8 protein-coding genes are annotated in these 17,897 nt (G+C 68.8%); 2 read left to right on the forward strand and 6 right to left on the reverse strand.

Annotated elements, in window-relative coordinates; translation table 11 throughout:
- Positions 1–102 precede the first annotated feature (102 nt).
- Together OEB96_RS42930 and OEB96_RS42935 are read left to right on the forward strand one after the other, a co-directional pair.
- On the forward strand, positions 103–2,610 hold the full coding sequence (locus tag OEB96_RS42930) for a tetratricopeptide repeat protein (protein WP_266222770.1): 2,508 nt from the start codon (positions 103–105) through the stop codon (positions 2,608–2,610).
- Between the two features lie 103 nt (positions 2,611–2,713).
- A complete protein-coding gene (locus OEB96_RS42935; RefSeq protein ID WP_266222771.1) occupies positions 2,714–4,993 on the forward strand; it encodes a type VI secretion system Vgr family protein in 2,280 nt (759 codons plus the stop codon).
- A gap of 278 nt (positions 4,994–5,271) precedes the next feature.
- On the opposite strand, the gene OEB96_RS42940 is transcribed toward OEB96_RS42935, so the two are convergent.
- From OEB96_RS42940 to OEB96_RS42965, 6 genes are all read right to left on the reverse strand, one after another.
- Positions 5,272–6,351 carry a hypothetical protein gene (locus OEB96_RS42940; protein ID WP_266222772.1) on the reverse strand — a complete coding sequence of 360 codons (1,080 nt, stop codon included), beginning with the start codon at positions 6,349–6,351 and terminating at the stop codon, positions 5,272–5,274.
- Between the two features lie 85 nt (positions 6,352–6,436).
- Entirely contained in the window at positions 6,437–6,667 is a 231-nt protein-coding gene (locus tag OEB96_RS42945) for a hypothetical protein (protein WP_266222773.1), read from the reverse strand.
- Positions 6,667–6,897 (reverse strand): hypothetical protein, encoded by a 231-nt coding sequence (locus OEB96_RS42950; protein WP_266222774.1) that lies wholly within the window; start codon positions 6,895–6,897, stop codon positions 6,667–6,669. The genes OEB96_RS42945 and OEB96_RS42950 overlap by 1 nt, the downstream gene beginning before the upstream one ends.
- 15 nt (positions 6,898–6,912) lie before the next feature.
- Positions 6,913–10,461 (reverse strand): DUF6519 domain-containing protein, encoded by a 3,549-nt coding sequence (locus OEB96_RS42955; protein ID WP_266222775.1) that lies wholly within the window; start codon positions 10,459–10,461, stop codon positions 6,913–6,915.
- 26 nt (positions 10,462–10,487) lie between these two features.
- Entirely contained in the window at positions 10,488–14,081 is a 3,594-nt protein-coding gene (locus OEB96_RS42960) for a DUF6519 domain-containing protein (protein ID WP_266222776.1), read from the reverse strand.
- A gap of 2 nt (positions 14,082–14,083) precedes the next feature.
- On the reverse strand, positions 14,084–17,890 hold the full coding sequence (locus OEB96_RS42965; RefSeq protein ID WP_266222777.1) for a hypothetical protein: 3,807 nt from the start codon (positions 17,888–17,890) through the stop codon (positions 14,084–14,086).
- Between the last annotated feature and the right edge of the window lie 7 nt (positions 17,891–17,897).

Below are 17,897 nucleotides of genomic sequence, written 5' to 3' on the forward strand. Positions count from 1 at the left end.
CTTCGCCGAAATTCCCTCTGATGCCGCCGGCCAATGCCGCGCACGGGCTTCGCGGTGGATCCAGCCGCGTGCGCGACCGTCCGCGCGGGTTATCCTGCGACGGTGCCGCCGAACTCGGAGACGCCCACGCGCGACGACGAGGAGCTGCTGAGCTCGCAGCACGACCGCCCGCCCCGCGTCCCTCCCAATCCGCGCCGGGCCAAGCCGCTCATCTTGTCGCATCGCTTCATCCTGCTGGGCCCGCTCGGCAGCGGCGGCACGTCGATGGTCTACAAGGCCTACGACCCGGAGCTCGATCGAAAGGTCGCGATCAAGCTGCTGCAAGGGCGACGCAAGGCCGGTCATCGCGGTGAGGAGCGCCTGATCCGCGAGGCGAAGGCCATGGCCAAGCTCCAGCACGCCAACGTCGTGACCGTGTTCGACGTGTCGAGATACGAGGAGCCCGACCTCGGCCTCGACCCGGCCCTCGACACCGGCGGCCTCGAGGTCCCTCCGAAGGGCATCTTCATCGTGATGGAGCTCGTCGAGGGGGGCGATCTCCGGCGCTGGCTCGGCCGGCGGCATCGGCAGTGGCGCGAGGTCCTCGAGGTGATGCTGGCCGCCGGTCAGGGCCTGGCCGCGGCCCACGAGATGGGGATCGTCCACCGCGACGTCAAGCCCGGCAACGTGCTCATCGGCGACGATGGACGCGTGCTCATGTCCGACTTCGGACTGGCCCGCGCGGCGGCACTGCGCTCGCCTCCGTCGGGCGGGCGCGAGCATCGGTGGCCCTCGGGAAGCTGGGACGACGGGGACACCAGCGACCTCACCCGCGAGGGCGCCGTGCTGGGCACGCCCCCCTATATGTCACCCGAGCAGCACCGCGGCGAGGGCTCCGACCCACGCTCGGATCAGTTCGGCTTCGGGGTCACCCTCTACGAGGCGCTGTTCGGCGTGCGGCCGTTCTCCGGCACCATGACCGAGATGCGGCGCGCCAAGCAGCAGGGCCGCTGGCGTCCCGTGCCCAGCGGCTCCAAGGTGCCTTCGCGGGTGGTGGCGGTGCTCGAGCGCTCGCTGCAGCCCGATCCCGAGCAGCGCTACGCGTCGATGACAGAGCTGCTCGGCGCGCTCGGACAGGCCTCGCGCTCTCGCGTGCCGCAGCGCGCGTTCCTCGGGGGGATCGCGCTCGTGGTGAGCGTGGCGATCCCCCTGGCGCTGCTGGGCACCGACGAAGACCCGTGCACGGGCGGCCAAGGTCGCGTGGAGCAGGCGTGGAGCAGCGAGCGTCAAGAGGCGATCCAAGACGTGTTCGAGCGCTCGTCGGCTCCCTACGCGCGTGCCGCCGGGCCGCGTGTGAAGGCCGAGATCGACGACTGGACGCGGGGGTGGCTGGCGGCGTATCGCGACGCCTGCGAGGCGACCCACGTGCGGCGCGAGCAAACGCCAGAGGCCCTCGAGCTGCGCGTGTCGTGCTTGAGCCGCCAGATCCGCGAGCTCGAGGCCATGACCGAGCTGATGGAGGGAGGCGATTCCCGCGTGGTCGAGAACGCCATGGTCTCGGTGCAATCGCTCGGCGACGTTCATACCTGCGACGACGTGGCGGCCTTGAGCGCACGCGCCGAGCCACCAGCCACCCCGGAGGCCCGCACGCGCGTCAGCAGCGGCTACGGGCAGATCGCCGAGGCACGCGCGCTCGAGCTGGGGGGTCGCTACGAAGAGGCGGTCGGGCTGGCGCGCAGTGTGGTCGAGGAAGCCGACGCGGTCGGATACCCGCCGCTGCGTGCCGCTGCGACTCATCGCATGGCGGCGGCCCTGGGATTGATGGGCGACTTCTACGCAGCCGAGGAGCAGCTGGTCGAGGCGATCGAGGCGGCCGAGCGCAGCCGCGACGAGCCCACCGCCGCCGATGCGTGGATCGACCTGGTGTGGGTGGTGGGCGTGGAGCAGCCGCGACCCGAAGAAGCACTGCGCCTGGCCCGCTTTGCCCAGGCCGCCGTCGAGCGCCTGGACGACGACCTCCTGCGGCGGGCCGCCCTCGATCACAACCGCGGCGGCGTGTTCTACCGGCTCGAGCGCTACGACGAAGCACTCACCCACTACCAGCGCGCCTACCAGGTGCAGTACGAGCTGCTCGGCGACCGGCATCCCCTCGTGGCTCAGACCCTGAACCACATCGGCAACGTGCTGATCATGCAAGAGCGCTACGACGAGGCGCGGCTCAAGTGCGAGCAGGCGCTGGAGATCCGCCGCAGCACCCTCGGCGAGCGCCACCCGCGGGTCGCCGCCCCGCTCAACAACCTCGCCGAGCTGCTGGGGCGCAAGGGTGACCACCAGCAGGCGCTCGACCACGCCCAGCGAGCGCTCGAGATCGTCGAGGGCACCGGCCGCCCCGAGGAGCTGATCGCGTGGATCCTGGTCGCGCGCGAGCGAGAGAAGCTCGGCGACCACCAAGGCGAGCTCGACGCACGAAGACAGGTGCTGGCCCTGCTCGACGAGCACCCGAGCTTCGACCAGAGCACCCGCGACGAGCACCGCGAGCGAGTCGAGCTGCTGCTCGTCCCAAGGCCCGAGCCGGTCCCCGAGCTGGGCTCCGAGCCAGTCCCCGTTCCCGACCAGCGATCCACTGGATAGACGGCGTTGCGACCACGCCGTTCGGTGTCGATTCCGCGCGCCCGATCTCGATTGATCTCGACCACTTGGACGCCCTCGGGGGCCCCCTGCTAGACTCCCGAGAATGGCGCACGACGGCGGTGGAGTCGAGAACGGTACCCTCATCAAGGTCGCGTACGACTTCCAGTGCGACGAGGGCCCCAGCGGAGACTTTCGCGTCTATCGCATGCGGCTGATGGAGGAGATCAACGGCTGCTACGACCTCGATCTCGACCTCGTCACCGACGAGCTCGCGGCCGACACCGACCTGTTCCTCGGGGCCTCGTGCCAGCTCGACATCACTCGCGGCGAGCACGTGCGCACCGTCTACGGGATCGTGATCGCCGTCGACTACATCGGCCGCTCCGAGGACTACCTGTTCGTCAACGTCCGCGTGGTTCCCGCCTTCCACCTGCTGGGGCAGCAGACCCACTCGCGCATCTTCCAGGACATGAGCGTGCTCGAGATCCTCGACCAGGTACTCGGTGAGGAGCTCGGCCAGTACCAGCGCACGCTCGACAAGGGCAGCGAGGCCCGCGGCACCAGCCCTCGCGACTACTGCGTGCAGTACCGCGAGTCCGACCTCGACTTCTGCGTGCGCTTGATGGAGGAGGAGGGCATCTCCTACTACTTCGCGCACGAAGAGGGCACCGGCCACGAGGTCCTCACGCTCGCCTACGAGAACGAGGACTACACCGAGGTGCAGAACGTCGACGGCACCGCGGTGGTCCCCATCATCGTCACCCGGCCCGAGACGGCCGACCTCGAGTCGATCCGCAACCTCGACTTCCTGCAGACCCTCACCACCACCGCGCACTGGCGCCGCGACTACGACTTCCTCACCCCGCTGTCGCTGCTCGAGGACCAAAAGGACGAGGCCGACAGCAAGGGCTACACCCGCCGCGTCTACCGGCACACCGATCGCCGCTACATCAGCGACGACGTGGCCGACCGCAACAAGGACCACCTCGAGGCCGCGCAGGCCCGCGGCAAGGTCGGGCGCGGCTCGGGCAATGCGATCCTGTTCATGGCCGGCAAGGTGTTCGAGCTCGAGCGCCACGTTCGCGACGATCTCGAGACGCAGTTCCTCATCACCCGCGTGGTGCACACCGGCGAGTGCCCCGAGGAGATCCTCTCCACCTCCGACGGAGGGATCGGCGGCGACCAGCCGCGCTACCGCAACTCGTTCCAGTGCATCCCGCTGGCCGTCCCCATGCGTCCGCGTCAGATCACGCCCAAGCCCCGCGCTCACGGCCCCGAGACCGGGATCGTGTCGGGCCCCTCGGGCGAGGAGATCCACGTCGACGAGCACGGCCGCATCAAGGTGCAGTTCCACTGGGAGGAGGAGACGACCTACGACGACACGTCGTCGTGCTGGGTCCGCGTGCGGCAGCAGTGGTCGGGCCCGGGCTGGGGCTTCCAGTTCATCCCCCGCATCGGACAAGAGGTGGTGGTGGAGTTCCTGGGCGGCGACCCCGACCGACCGCTGGTCACCGGCACCGTCTACAACGGCGACAACGCCTATCCCTATCCCATGCCCGCCAACAAGACCCAGAGCGGCATCAAGACCGACTCGGTCGCGGGCGACGGCAGCAACGAGCTCCGCTTCGAGGATCAGAGCGGCAGCGAGGAGGTCTACATCCACTGCCAAAAGGACTTCACGATCGCGACCGAGAACGACAAGAACCAGACCACCGGTCACGACGAGACCCTCACCATCGGCAACGACCGCACCAAGCACGTCAAGCACGATCAGAAGGAGACGGTCGACAACGACAAGACCATCACCATCAAGGGCAACCACACCGAGAGCATCACCAAGGACATGAAGCTCACGGTCACCGGCAACCGCACCACCACGATCGTCCAGAACAACGACGAGACCATCACTGGCGCGCACACCCAGACGATCGCCAAGACCGCCAAGAAGACGGTGATGCTCAAGTCCGACGAGGTCGTGGGCGCGATGAAGTCGGTGAAGGTGGGCGGGCTCTACAGCGAGCAGGTCGGCGCCTCGCGCAGCATCACTGCGGTGGGGGCGATGTCGTTCACCGCGGGTCTCTCCGGCAAGTTCCAGGGCGCCAAGAACGTGACCGTCAAGGCCCAAAAGAACCTCGCGCTCGAGGGCGACGTGGACGTGGCGCAGAAGTCCGGCAAGAAGATGAAGATCGAGTCGGGCGACAACATGGTGCTCGTGTGCAAGAAGAAGGGCACCTTCAACTGTGCCGATCAGCTCACGATCCACGTGGGGTCGGCGAAGATGATCCTCAAGAAGAACGGCGACATCACCGTCGAGGGCAAGAAGGTGAACGTGAAGGGGAGCGGGCCGATTACGATCAAGGGGAGCAAGGTCAGCATCAACTAGGCCATGACCTGGCTGGCTGCGGGTGCATCTCTGGACCGGCGGGCCGGTGGAGCGAGCCCGAGCGCCGGGTGAGGTTCATGGGCTGCGGCATGGAGGGCGCGCCAAAGGTCATGGACCGCCTCTTGGGAGCCCCAAGCCCCTGCGCTTTTTCCGCCAAATCGGCAAACGTTTGCCGATTTGCCCCACCGCACCAGCGGCCCTACGTCTACCACCCGCGCTATCAAGCGGGACCTCGTCCCGGTATTGACGAGGCGTATGTGGACATCGATCGAGCACCCCTACGCGGTGACCCGCAGCCGACGGATCCGGATCGCATTCGTCCCGACCACGGCGGCGCCGGTGGCCGAGATCTGGCAGAACGCCCCGAACGTGGGCTCACCGAGCGCTGCGCCGGACGGCGCAACGGCGATGTCGCGGGGATCGGAGCTGGCGATGGGGAAGCCCACGCGCCCGACCAGCTCCCAGCTGGAGGCCAAGGCCGGGAAGGTCGCCGCGTCCCACACGGTGACGCCACCAGCACCGGTCGGGACGTCGAGCCGAAGGCCGCGCCGCAGCGGAATGCGGTCGCCGGGACCGGCCTTGGCCGCGGTGAAGGAGCCCGAGCGCCCGGCCACTTCGTAGAGCAGACCGCCGGTGGCTCCCTGGGGCGAGACTCCGGAGAACAACGAGCCCTCGACCGCCCCCGAGGAGTGCGGAGTGCCGATGCCGAGACGAGCGTCACGCGTGTCGGCCTCCTCAAGCACGACCTCGACGTCGGCTTCGATCGTCATCGGGCGGCCGAGCCAGTCCTCGCCGAGGAGGCTGGGAAATGGAATCACCAGGCCCGGGCCGTCGAGCGTGTTGGCGGTCAGCTGCGGCACGATCTCGATGCCGTTCGCCCCCACGGCGAACGAGGACGCGTTCGCCGTGTTGAACAGGTAGAGGTCCAGCGTGCTGGGGCCATCGGAGATCGACTGCTCCCCATCCCCGCTGGTCTTGAGGTTCGTCGACGCGAAGGTCGTGAAGTCGTGGTCGAAGAGCACCGAGCGTCCCGACTGACCGCTCACGGGGAGCCAGGTCGACGACGTCGCGCTCACGGTCACGGCTCGGTAGAGACGCTGGAGGGAGTCGACCCAGGCGAGGTCGCCCACGGAGAGGCCGGTGCCGCTGGCCAGGGCATCGCGACTGGTGGCATCGGCGACCCCCCAGAGCTTGCGAGCCAGGTACTGGCGATCCCACGTGGCCTTGAACATGTCGTCGATGAGATTCGACCACAGCTGTCCGGCGGCCTGATGGATCTGGCTGGCTGTGGCTTCAGCACCGCTCGCATCGACCTTCTCCACGTCGATGACGTCCCCGTAGGTACCGTCGCTGACCATGTCTGCAAGGAAGGATGAAAGGGGAGTCGAAAAATCGATCAGGCTGGTCGGATTGCTCATGATGGCGCCTCCGTGCTCGTGTCAGTCAGCAGTCGTCGATCGTCGGCTTGCCCGCGACGATCGAGCCGAAGTACCAGTACTGGGGTGCCTGCGTGACCGTGCCGATGAATCGGCCCACGTCGACCAGGGACCCGATGCTCGGTCCAACCGGAACGGCCACGAGGAACTTGGGCTCGCCATCCGCGTGGACGAAGGGTGTGCAGGCGGGGCACGTACCCGAGCCCCAACTCGATCCCCAGGTGCATCCCCAGCGCATCACGACCCTCCAAGCGCGGTGAGACGGGCCGAGAGCGCGTCGATCAGCACGAGCTGCCGATCCCTTCGTAGCTCCGCCATCAGCGTGTACGAGGCACTGGCACCGAACGAGGCCGTGAGCTCGGCGAGCTCACGCTCCAGCCGCTGCAACCTCAGGCTGGCAACGCCCAGACCGAGCTGCAGCCGCTTGACGTAGACGTCGGTCGTCTCTTGGGTCAGTGAATTGCTCATCTCTACGAATCTCCATCACGGTCCGTCGCAATCGAGCTCGACCTGGAACGCAAAACTCCCGAACGTGGCGCCATCGAGCGGATCGATGCACACCCGAAGCGGGTCGCAGAACATGTTCTCGCCTCCCGAGGGAGCCACGGGGTTGATCAGCTCGAAGTTGAGCACGCGGTTCGAGTCGCTGAAGGCGGAGCCGATCCACCCGGCGATGACGCAGTGGGTGGAGTGGTTCAAGCGAGCCATGGTCGAGTACTCCTGCACCCCGATGCCCACCGCCGAGACCAGCGCGTCGGTCAAGCCCTCCGTGATGCGGTTTCCGTCGATCTTCACGGTCATGCCGATCGCATAGAGCTGGGTCAGCAGGCGGTCGCCCATGGCGAAGGACGGCTTGAGCGTCAGCGCCGGCCAGCCGGAGGGATCGGAGAGGGCCGGCCCATCGAGCTTGGCCACGAGCTGATTGCCGACGACGGCGGTCTCGTCCAGGCTCTGCAGCAGGACCGACGCCAGGAACGGGCCGCGGGCGACCCGTGATTCCCAGCTCAGCGTGACGTGATTGTCGGTGAAGAGGATCCGCCCGTCGTCGAAGACCGCTGGATCCGGAGGGCCACCATCATCGATGTCGAGCGAGGTGAGGTAGTCGTACGCCATCCCGCCGTTGGTGAGGTCGACGCACAGCCCGGAGCGATCGTTGACCCGGCCGGCCTGGACCTGCAGGCTCGCAGGTGACAACGAGGGGCCGGGCGCATCGTCTCCACGGGAGCCGAGCTCGTTGGCGGTCACGATCAGCGCGCCCCCGACCACCGTGGCCTGGAGGGCACGGCCGGATGGTTGCTGCACCCGGTTGCCCACCACCCGCACCGCGGCGGGAATCGGCTCGCTGGAGACGACGGAGGGCGATGCCCCGAACAGCACGATCCCTCCCTTGGCACCGACGCTCGTGCCGCCCTCGACTCCCACGGACTCGATCACGTTGCCCTCGATGACCACCTCCGATGCATGCACGGCGAACAGGCCGCAGCCCGCCCGGTTCGGAGCGCAGTCCCGGATCACGTTGCCGACCACTCGCAGCCCATCGACGTCACCGAGGCACACCCCCCCGCCTGCCATCACGAGGGAGCTGAGCGGCAGCACATCGAGCGGAGTCTCGAGCAGACACCGTCGGATCCGGTTGTCCTCGACGCGCAGGCGCGAGATGCCGAGGAGCGCGTCGGGTGGGCCGTCCGTCGGCAGCGGCCAGAACGCAACGACGGAGATCCCGGAGCCTCCCTGATCTTCGATGAGATTGTCCCGGATCACGACGTCGTCGAGCACGCCGCTGGGCTCCGGCGTGCCGAGCTCACCGGCGGCGGACTGCAGGACCTCCAGGCTCAGGCGCGGATCGAGCCCGTACGCGAAGGTCATCGCGGCACAGCCCACGGGCACCGCCTTGGTGGTCGTTCGGGCGATGTCGTAGATGATCGAGCCCAGCGTGATCCCATGGCCGAAGCCGCCGCGGATCGTGTTGCCGCGGATGCACACCCCGAGCGCGTCGCCGCCGAGCTGCACTCCCCCCCAGGCGCGACACCCGTCATCGAACACCCCCGAGCACTCGACGACGTTGTCCTCGAAGGTGACGTCCCGGCCCGAGAGGAAGGCCACGGGGTGCAGGCTTGGCTCACCACGGGGCATGCCCAGCCGGCAGCTCCGCACCCGCGTCCGCTCGCCTCCCAGCAGCTCGAGCGCGGACTTCGGGCTCGCCTGCGCGACCGAGGAGGGCGCGGTCTGGATCACCAGCCGCTCGAGCACGACATCGGAGGTCCCGCCTGGCTCGTCCTCCTGGACCTGCAGCCCGGCGACCCCCCGCGGCTCGATCGCCAGGTCGGCGATGCGAACATCCTGGACGTCGCAGAGGAACCCGAGGGGCTCGGTGTCGGTGTCCTGCTGCGCGACCACCAAGCGCGAGCGTGGCCCACAGCCGACGATCTCCACGTTGCTTCGATCGCGGAGCGTGAACCGCCCCTCGTGCTTGCCCGGCATCACACAGATGCGACCACCCTCCGCAGGCAAGACATCGATCGCAGCCTGGACCGTGGAGAAGTTGCCCGCCTCCGGGCCCCCCTTGCCTCCCACCGTGAACGTGCAGGGGCCGTCACAGGTGAGCGGACGCAGGCGCGCGCGGCAGTCGTGAACGCGATCGACCACGACGCTCGTACCCTCGACCTTCCAGGTCACGAGCGCGAGGGGGACCACGAAGCGGCGAGGCTCGGCGGCGGGCACCGGCTCTCGAGCGAGCACCCATGGCATGACTCGATGGGTGGTCCCCGGTCGATGCGCGATCACCCAGGCGTCCCCCGGGCACCCTCGGTCACCGCTCCAGCGCAGGCCGAGCCCCGTCTGGCCCAGGGGTTGGATCGCCCCCGAGACGATCGGCAGCAGCGGCTTCGGTGGCGTCTCGCCGATCGGCCCCCGGTCCCAGACACGGAGATAGTAGGTCAGTCCCTCGGAGCCAGGCAGCTCGCTCTCACTGGGATGTCCCGGCCAGCTCGTCACGAGCGCGTCGGGAGCCAGCGGCTCCTCGAGGACGAGCGTGTTGGTGGACGGATCGAGTGCAGTGGCGGCTCGGGTGAGCACACCCGTGGTCGTCGCGACCTTCTCAGCGTTGGGTAGCAAGCGGCTCCACCCGAGGATCTCCACGACCTCCCCCGCCCTCGGGAAGTGAGCTCGATCGACGGGGAGGTCGAGGAACGTCACCGTCCCGACCGGATCGATGGTCACGCGATGGAGCGGTGCGCCGTTGTCGAACCCCCAGGTGTAGGATCGGTTGTCGACGCTGACCATCACACGGATCGCCCGATGGCCCGCCCCGAGGAAGGGGCCCTGCGGATCCGGCTCGCACGGGGGACACGGGCCCGACGCGGTCTCGAGTGGCAGGGGCTCGAGCTGCAGCCGCAGGCTGTGCTCGACGGGGGCCAGCGCGCTGGTGCTGGGGTCGATGCGATAGCGGCACTGGTCGTAGTACGTGGTCGACAGCAGCGCTCGAGTCTCGTCGCAAGACTCGATGGCGACGTCGGCCAGCACGCGGACCCGGTGGCCAAGGCGACGGCGGGTGCTGGTGTCGGCGCCGCCGAGCGCCCGCTCGAGCAGCTCACGATCCTCTCGAGCGGTCACGGTCTCCTCGAAGGCCTCGAGGTACACGAGATCCGTGCGCGTCTGGGTGCCGGAGAGCAGTGGCCAAGGCGCGAGGTCCTCGGGCCGCTGCTGCAGCCAGTCGCTCTGGAACCGAGCCGTCTCGACCTGGTCGAGCTCGAAGCGCAGGCCACCCGCGTACATCACCCCCGCGTCGATCGAGAACTCGACCCGGGCCTCTCCGCCGATGTCGACACTCACCGGATCGAAGATCCGGAAGCCATCGTCGGGCGTCCCCGCGGGGCCGATGATGTCGAGCAATGTCGCGCGAACGTCGGCGAGCTCGGTGAGCTGGCGCTCGTTGAAGTCCGCATCGGTCACGACGCGGCCGCGCTGCAGCCGTACCCCCACATAGTGCTTCGAGGGCTGGTCGAACAGACGAGTGATGTCGGCAGTACCCATGGCTCGGAGCTCGTGAATCGGGTCGGCTATAGTTCCGTCACGAGCCAGGCACGCTGGCCCGTCGACTTGGCGACGAGGAAGTTGCAGGACGTGCCCGCCGGCTCGAGGATTGCGTTGTCGAGCACGGCGGAGGGAGCACCGGAGGGCTCTCCCACGATGCAGTGCGTGGCGACGTTGAGGCTGCCCCACGGGGAGACGCCAGCTCCCCACACGAACGCGGAGAGCATGGTGTCGGTGCGACCCGCCGCGATCCGGTTGGAGACCAACCGGACGCTACGACCGAGCGCGATGACCTGCGACAGCAGGAGGTTGCGCGTGGGATCCCTCAGGACGACGGGATCATCGGTGCCGTGCATGACGGCCTGAAACTGGTTGCCCACGACCGAGACGTCGCCGGCCCCGTCGTCTCCACCCGTCACACCGGTCTCGTCGTAGAGCGCATCGATCGACACCGCGCACAGCTGGGGCCCCGCGAACGGAGGATCGAGCCAGTCGAGGAAGACCTGGTTGGCGTTGAAGCCGATGCGCGAGCCGAGCTGTCCGAGCGACGACTTCGGGAAGGCGTCGAGCGAGCGCACATTGTTGCGGAGGTGGACGACCGCACCGTGGCCCGTGCGCGCGCGACGGTCGGTGCCGGCGGTCGTGCCCAGGACCGAGACCTCCAGCTGGAGTTCCTCGGGCGCTTCGACGTAGGGCACGTCATCGCCCTGCGAGCTCAGGGTGTTGCCCTCGATCAAGGCATCGCCCTGGAGATCGGGGGCGTAGAGCGCCTTGCCCTCGGGCTGCTCGATCACGTTGCCGCGGACGACCAGCGCGTGGCGGGGGACCGCGGGGAGGTGCTCCATCAGGGACGCATCGCCGGACAGGAAGTCGCCCCCCTGGGTGATGGCGCGCATGATCACCACCCCGCCACGTCGGCCCCGGCGAATGACGGTGGAGCCCGAGCTCCGGTAGCCGTTGCCCATGATCGTGTTGCCGCTGATCTCGATCGCCGCGCCCTCGAGCACATAGAGCCCCACCGTGGGGTCGACGAACGTCCTCCCGTTGCCGACGATCCGGTTGTCGACGACCCGCAGCCCCGCGACGGCCGGCAGCGCGATCCCACCGGATCCGGGAATTCGCATCGTGGCCGCCACCTGGGCCACGAGCGGCATCACGAAGCCATTGCCCTCGATCTCGTTGTCCTCGATGCGCAGATCGGCGATCGAGATCGCGGAGGCCAGCGAGGGCTCCACGGACGCCGAGGGCCAGAACGCCGCCGCCGCGATTCCGCTGGTGCGCGCCCCCTGGATGCGGTTGCCCACGATCCGCACACGCGAGACGAGCGGCCCCGGGACCGGCAAGTAGGGCGTGTCGTCCTCGCGCAGCGTCTGGGCGAACAGGGCGACGGCGCCGACCCCCTCGTCGACCTGGATGGCCGCCACCCCGACCGGCACCGCGAACTGCTGGGTGGTCGCGGGCAGGCCTGCCGCACTCAGCGGCGCATAGTTGACGCTCCCGAGCGTGATCCCATGTCCGAGCCCGCCCTCGATGTCGCAATCGGAGATGGTGACGTCGCTCGCCCCTCCGGGCACTTGCACCCCTCCCCAGGGCTGGGCGTCGATGGAGGTGCCCCTGGTGATCACCCGGCACCTCTCGAGGGACACGGTGGTGCCGAGCAGGAATGCGGCCGGGAACACGCTCAGCGGCGCGTTCATGTGCAGCTCGCAGTCCTCGACGCGCACGGCGTATGCGTCGAACAGCTCGAGGGCGCTGCGGGCCTGCGAGACCTCCAGCGTCGTCCCTGCAACGGTCGCCTCGCGAACGGTGATCGACAGGTTGCGCAGCGCGAGCGCTCGTGGGGCCAGCGCGTTCTTCTGCGTGCCGTGGGCCACGCGGATGCCCACGATTCCATCGGCCTCCACGGCGAGATCCTCGATCGTGACGCGCTGACTGTTGCACACGAGCACCAGCGGCGGCTCTTGCCTCGACGCGATCTGGCCGGCCCCGAGGGGATTGACGATCCGCGTTCGTGGGCCGCAGCCGTGGATGCGCACGTTGATTCGCCCGTCGATTCGGATGTGCTCGGGATAGACGCCCGGCAGCACGCAGATCGTGCCCCCCGTGGTCGGGAGCGCATCGATCGCGGCCTGGATCGTGGAGAAGCCTCCTTCACAGCTCCCGGCGCCCTGGCCCACGGTGAACGTGCAGCACACCGAGCGCTCGGCCAGCGCCCGAAAGCGCGGTCGGCAGTCGATGACGTCGAAGCTCAGGTTCCCGCTGCCCGCATCGACCTCCCACCGGATCCGAGCGAGCGGAGCCATGAAGCGTCGTGGCCCGTGAGGAGCGGCGCCGGTGACGTCCTGCAGATCCCAGGGGACGACGCGTGAAGGCTCGTCGCGGCGAGCGGCGATGGTCCAGTAGTCGCCCGGGCACCCCTGCAACTCCGAGAATTCCACGGTCAGGCCGGTGTTGCCGAGGACGAGGGGGGTGCCCGGAACGGGCAGCTCGATCACGGGATCCGAGGTCCGGTCGCTGCCGCGATTCCACACGCGCATGAACGAGTACGACCCCGCGGAACCCGGGAGGTCCTCCTCGTCGGGGTGTCCCGACCAGTCGTCCACATAGGTCCCGGCCATGGGGACCGCCTCGAGCTCCACGGTGGCGTCACGTGCGTCGTACGACCGAGTCACCCGAGTGAAGAACCCGATCGACTCGGCAGCTTTCTCTCCGTTGTCGAGCAGTGCCCCCAACGGGAGCAGCTCGACGATCTGCCCCCGAAGCAGCTGGAGCTCCTCGCGGTCGGGCGGGTTCTCGAGGGTGACGGTCGAGCCCGAGAGCCGCACGCGATGGAGTGGCGAGCCGTTGTGAAAGCCCCAGGTGTACCGGGTGCCATCGTCGACGAGCATCACGCGGATCGCTTGGTTCTCGGCCGCGAGGTAGCCACCCGCGGGACCGTCCACGCATGGCGCATGGGGGTCCTCGGTCTCGGTGTCGCCGCTGAACCCGACGGTGAGCCGGATCGGGGACAGCACCTCACCGTCGGACGACAGCGTCGCCCCGGGGCACAGGTCGGCCAGCAACGAGGCCGCGGCATCCGCCCACGCCTGGTCGCAGTCGTCCCCGGTGACGTCCGCGAGGGCGAAGACGCGAGCGAATTGCCGGAGCCGGACCGAGGCGTCGACGTGGGGACCGAGCGAGGCCTCGTAGAGCTCGGCGTCCTCGACCGGGGTCACCACCGCCTGCCAGGCCAGCACGAACACGACGTCCTGCCGGGTCTCGGTGGGGAACTCCAGCCGGTAGTGGCTCTGGTGCTGCAGCCAGTCGCGCTGGAACCGGAAGCGCTGGTCCTCGAACAGCTCGAGCGCCTGCCCGCCCACGTAGAAGCGACCGGCCGACAGCGCGAAGTCGATCGTGTCGTCGGGCAGGGTCACGAGGCTGCCGGGATCGACCCGGTAGCCGAGGTCCGGGCTGCCCGACTCGCCGATCAGATCGACCAGCGTCCGGCGCTCGACCTCGGCTCGAATCTCCTCGCCTTCGCCGAAATCGGCGTCGGTGATCGTGCGCCGCTGCTGCATGCGCACGCTCGAGTAGTGCTTGCGCGGCTGCAGGAGATGACGAGTGATGTCGTGGGTGGCCATGGCTAGCTGATCGTGTAGGAGACGAGCTCGCCGGCGACGGTCCGGCCGACGGAGAGCGTTTCGCAGAAGGGAGCACCACCGACGACCTCGGTGTTGACGAGCTCGTCGTTGAGCAGGTCGATCGGCACGATGCCGGCCCCGGTGGCACCGACGACGACGCAGTGAGTCGATGCGTTCTGGGCGGTGACGTTGCCGAAGCCGAGGGTCCACACGAGCGCCGAGATTCCGGACTCGAAGTAGCCCTCGTTGATCCGGTTGTCGCTGACCTGGACCGCGAAGCCTTCCACGATGCAGGGACACACCACGAGCGTCGGTGTGTTGTTGGACGACTCGGAGACGAACTCCGCGAATTCCGCTTCCGCCGGCAAGGGGGCGTGGGTCCGGGTGAGGAGCTGGTTGCGAAGGAAGCTCACCGTCGACTCATGGGTGGCGATGATGACCGAGGAGACCGTCGTCCCCGAGTCCTTGTCGGGCCAGTCGAGGGTGATCTGGTTGTCCTCGAACAGGATCGCCCCACCGAACGGGTCCGTCCCCGCCGTGCCTCCCGTGGCTGGCTGGTCGGGATCCACCGCGTGAGGGATGTCGAGCAGCCCCCGGACGTCCACCGCGGCGCCCGATCCCACGGAGCTGAGGTCGCCCACGATCACCTCGTACTGCGTCGGGAAGTCGAGCGGTGCGTTGTCACCTCGCGTGTGCATGTCGTTGCGCTGGATCGCGAGCCCGGCAACCGTGGAGACCTGCAGTGCCTTGCCCTCGGGGACCCGGATCACGTTGTCGACGATCCGGGCTCCAGGCATGGCGATGGGGTGACCCGTGTCTGGATCGAGGGGCACGACCACCCGCGGGATCGCGATGCCGGACCGCACCCCGAGGGTCGGGCTGGATGCTTCGGCCGTGACGAGGTTGAGACCATTGCCGTCGATTTGGTTGCGGATGATCTCGACCACACCGAGCTGCACGAAGACTCCGACCACCGGCTCCTCTCGCAACGAGCCGTTGGAGCGGATCACGTTGCCTCGGATGCGAGTCCGGTATGCGGCCCCGAGCACGATCCCTCCCGCGGCCGCGGTCGACACCGCGTCGAGGCTCGTCAGCGTCGGATACTGGGGGGCGCTCCGCAGGTTCTCCTCGATCGTGTTGTCGACGATCTCCAGGCGATCGACGAGGACGTAGGGCGACGCGGGCTCGGGCAGGCTCCCGTCGAAGAACCCGGCGACGGCGATGCCGGAGGTGCCCATGCCGACGATGACGTTGCGGCGGAGCTCGATGCGAGACAGAGCTCCGGTGGGGACCGCGACCTGCACCCCCGCGGGCGCGGGATGGAGCCTGACGACCGGTGCTGCCCCGGTCGTGTCCACCATGGTCGAGCCGATCGTCATGCGGTCGCTCTCGGACAGCGGGGGTTCAGGAGGCGGGGAGTCGTGGGTGGCGACGCCCCCGAGCGTGATGCCATGCCCCAGCCCGGCCTCGATGCGGTTGTCCACGATCCGCACGCGCTTGGAGCCGCCGTCGATCTGCAGCCCTCCCCACGCGATCGCATCGTCGCCACTGGTGGTCAGGAGCTTGCTGTCGCGGACCCGCTGATCGTTCCCCCACACGTAGACGATGGGCTCGAGACCCGTCGCGGTCCCGTCCATCTCGAGCTGGCAGCGCTCGATGCGGTCGCCATCTCCATTGACGATGGAGACCGCCGCACGTGCGCCGGACACGGTGGCCCCGACGTGCGACTGGGCGCGCACGGTCACCTCGCGCAGCCGCGTGGCCGATGGCGTCTCGCTGCCCGCGGTCCGCCACACGCGGATGCCGAGCACGCCGTGGGCGACGACCGCCAGGCTCCGAAAGGTGATGCGCTCGCAGTCACGAACGTCGATGACGGGCTCGGTCCCCGGGGCCTCCTCGTCCACGGTCACGATGCTGCTCGGACCGCTGCCCACGATCTCGATGTCGCGGCGGCCCTCGATGACGACGCGGCCGCTCAGGGTGCCGCGTACGAGGCAGACCCGTCCACCTTCGCCCGGCAGCGCATCGATCGCGTCCTGGAGCGTCTCGTATGCGCAACCAGGCCCGGCGGTCACCGTGCAGCACCCGTTGCGGCGCGTGAGCGGCCGGAACCGACGCCGACAATCCTGGTAGACGAGCTCGACCGGCCCCTGCTCGTCGCCGAGCCCGACGCGCTGGAGCACGTTCGACTGTGACCCCGCCGCGGTGACATTCGACGTGGACGAGGGCGTGCACGAGAACCCGGTGGCGGCGACGAGGCCCACGCCGAGGTCGTCACAGGGTGAATCGGCGGCGGCGAGGTTGCCGACCCCGGCCGCAACTCCGCTGACGGTGGCGACGTTGGCGACGACGAAGCCACCGGTCTGCGTGGTGGGCAGCGCGGAGCTACTGGTCTGCGTGGTGGCGGTGGCCACGAAGCCCCCGCCGGTGACCGCATTCAGCTCCTCGAGCTGGTTCGGGACCAGCCGGGCGATGGCGAGCGGCGCATAGGCCCGCCTGGGACCGTGGGGCCGCTCGCCCTCGAGCAAGGTCCACGGCACGACCACCGCAGAGTGCTCGGGGCGAGCCGCGACGACCCAATAGTCACCCGAGCAACCGTGCTTCGCTCCGGTGTCGAAGTCGAAGCGCACGGTCAGTCCGGTGAACCCCAGGCGATGCTCGGTCGCGCCGTCGTCGGCCACGATGGGCTGTGTGGCCGGCGACTCGCGGTCGGCTCCGCGCCGCCACAGCCGCATGTAGAAGTGGGTGTCGCACTGGATCGCGTGCTGCTCCGCTTCGGGGTACTGCCCCCGCAGCAGGGGATGCACCCGCGTCACCTGGAACGTGGGGTCGTCCGCGAGCACGAGGATGTTTCCCTGGACCTGCTCGATGGTCGTGAACCACCCGACCGGCTCTGCGGTCTTCTCCCCGTTGGGGAGCAGCGCCCCCCAGCTCAGGATCTCGACGGTCTGCCCCGGCTGCGGCGCATGGAACTCGTCCCGCGGAGCGGTCAATAGCTCCACCTGCTTGCCGACGACGTTGACGCGCAGCAGCGGCGCCGCGTTCTCGAAGCCCCACGTGAAGCTCTTGCCGTCGCGGGTGAGCATCACCCGGATCGCCTCGGGCTCTGCGAGCCGGTACCCCCGCCGGAACCCCGGCTCGCAGCGCTCGCACTCGTCATCGGCCTCGAGGTCGTCGACGAAGCCGACCGTCAGTCGTACCGGTGAGGTCAGCGTGCAATCATCCTCGAGCCGCGCCCCGGGGCAGAACGGCGGATCGGTCGCGAACCGCTGCCACAGCGACTCGCAGGTCGCGTCCTCGTCGGGCTCGCGCGGATCGAAGAGCACCCGAGCGAACCGACGGTTGCGGACCGTGGTGTCCACCCCTCCGAGCGCGGGGTCGAACAGCTCCCGATCTTCCGTGGGAGTCACCGGCGCCTCGAAGCCCTCGAGGTAGACGAGCATCGGGAACGAGGGTTGCCAGTCGAGCTCGATCTCCCCTCGCTGAAACAGCTCGAGCAGCGGTCCCTTGAGCAGATCGGGCTGTCCCATCAGGTACCGCGGCGCATCGAGCTGGAACCGCATCCCGCCGGCGTACATCACCCCGGGGGAGATGATGCTGTAGGGGGAGCAGAACGAGAGCCGAAAGCCGCAGTCGGGGCTGCCCGAGCAGCCCACCTGATCCGACGTGATGCGCCGTCGCGCTTCTGCACGCTCGTCGTCACCCTCGTTCCAGCACGAGTCGAGGAGCACGCGGCCGGATTGCATGCGTGCGCCGAGGTAGCGTTGCGTGGGGCGGAAGAGCCGCCGACTGATGTCCTTGGTCGCCATGAGGGGC

It is taken from the genome of Paraliomyxa miuraensis (assembly GCF_026337845.1).
GTDB lineage: Bacteria > Myxococcota_A > Polyangia > Nannocystales > Nannocystaceae > Paraliomyxa > Paraliomyxa miuraensis.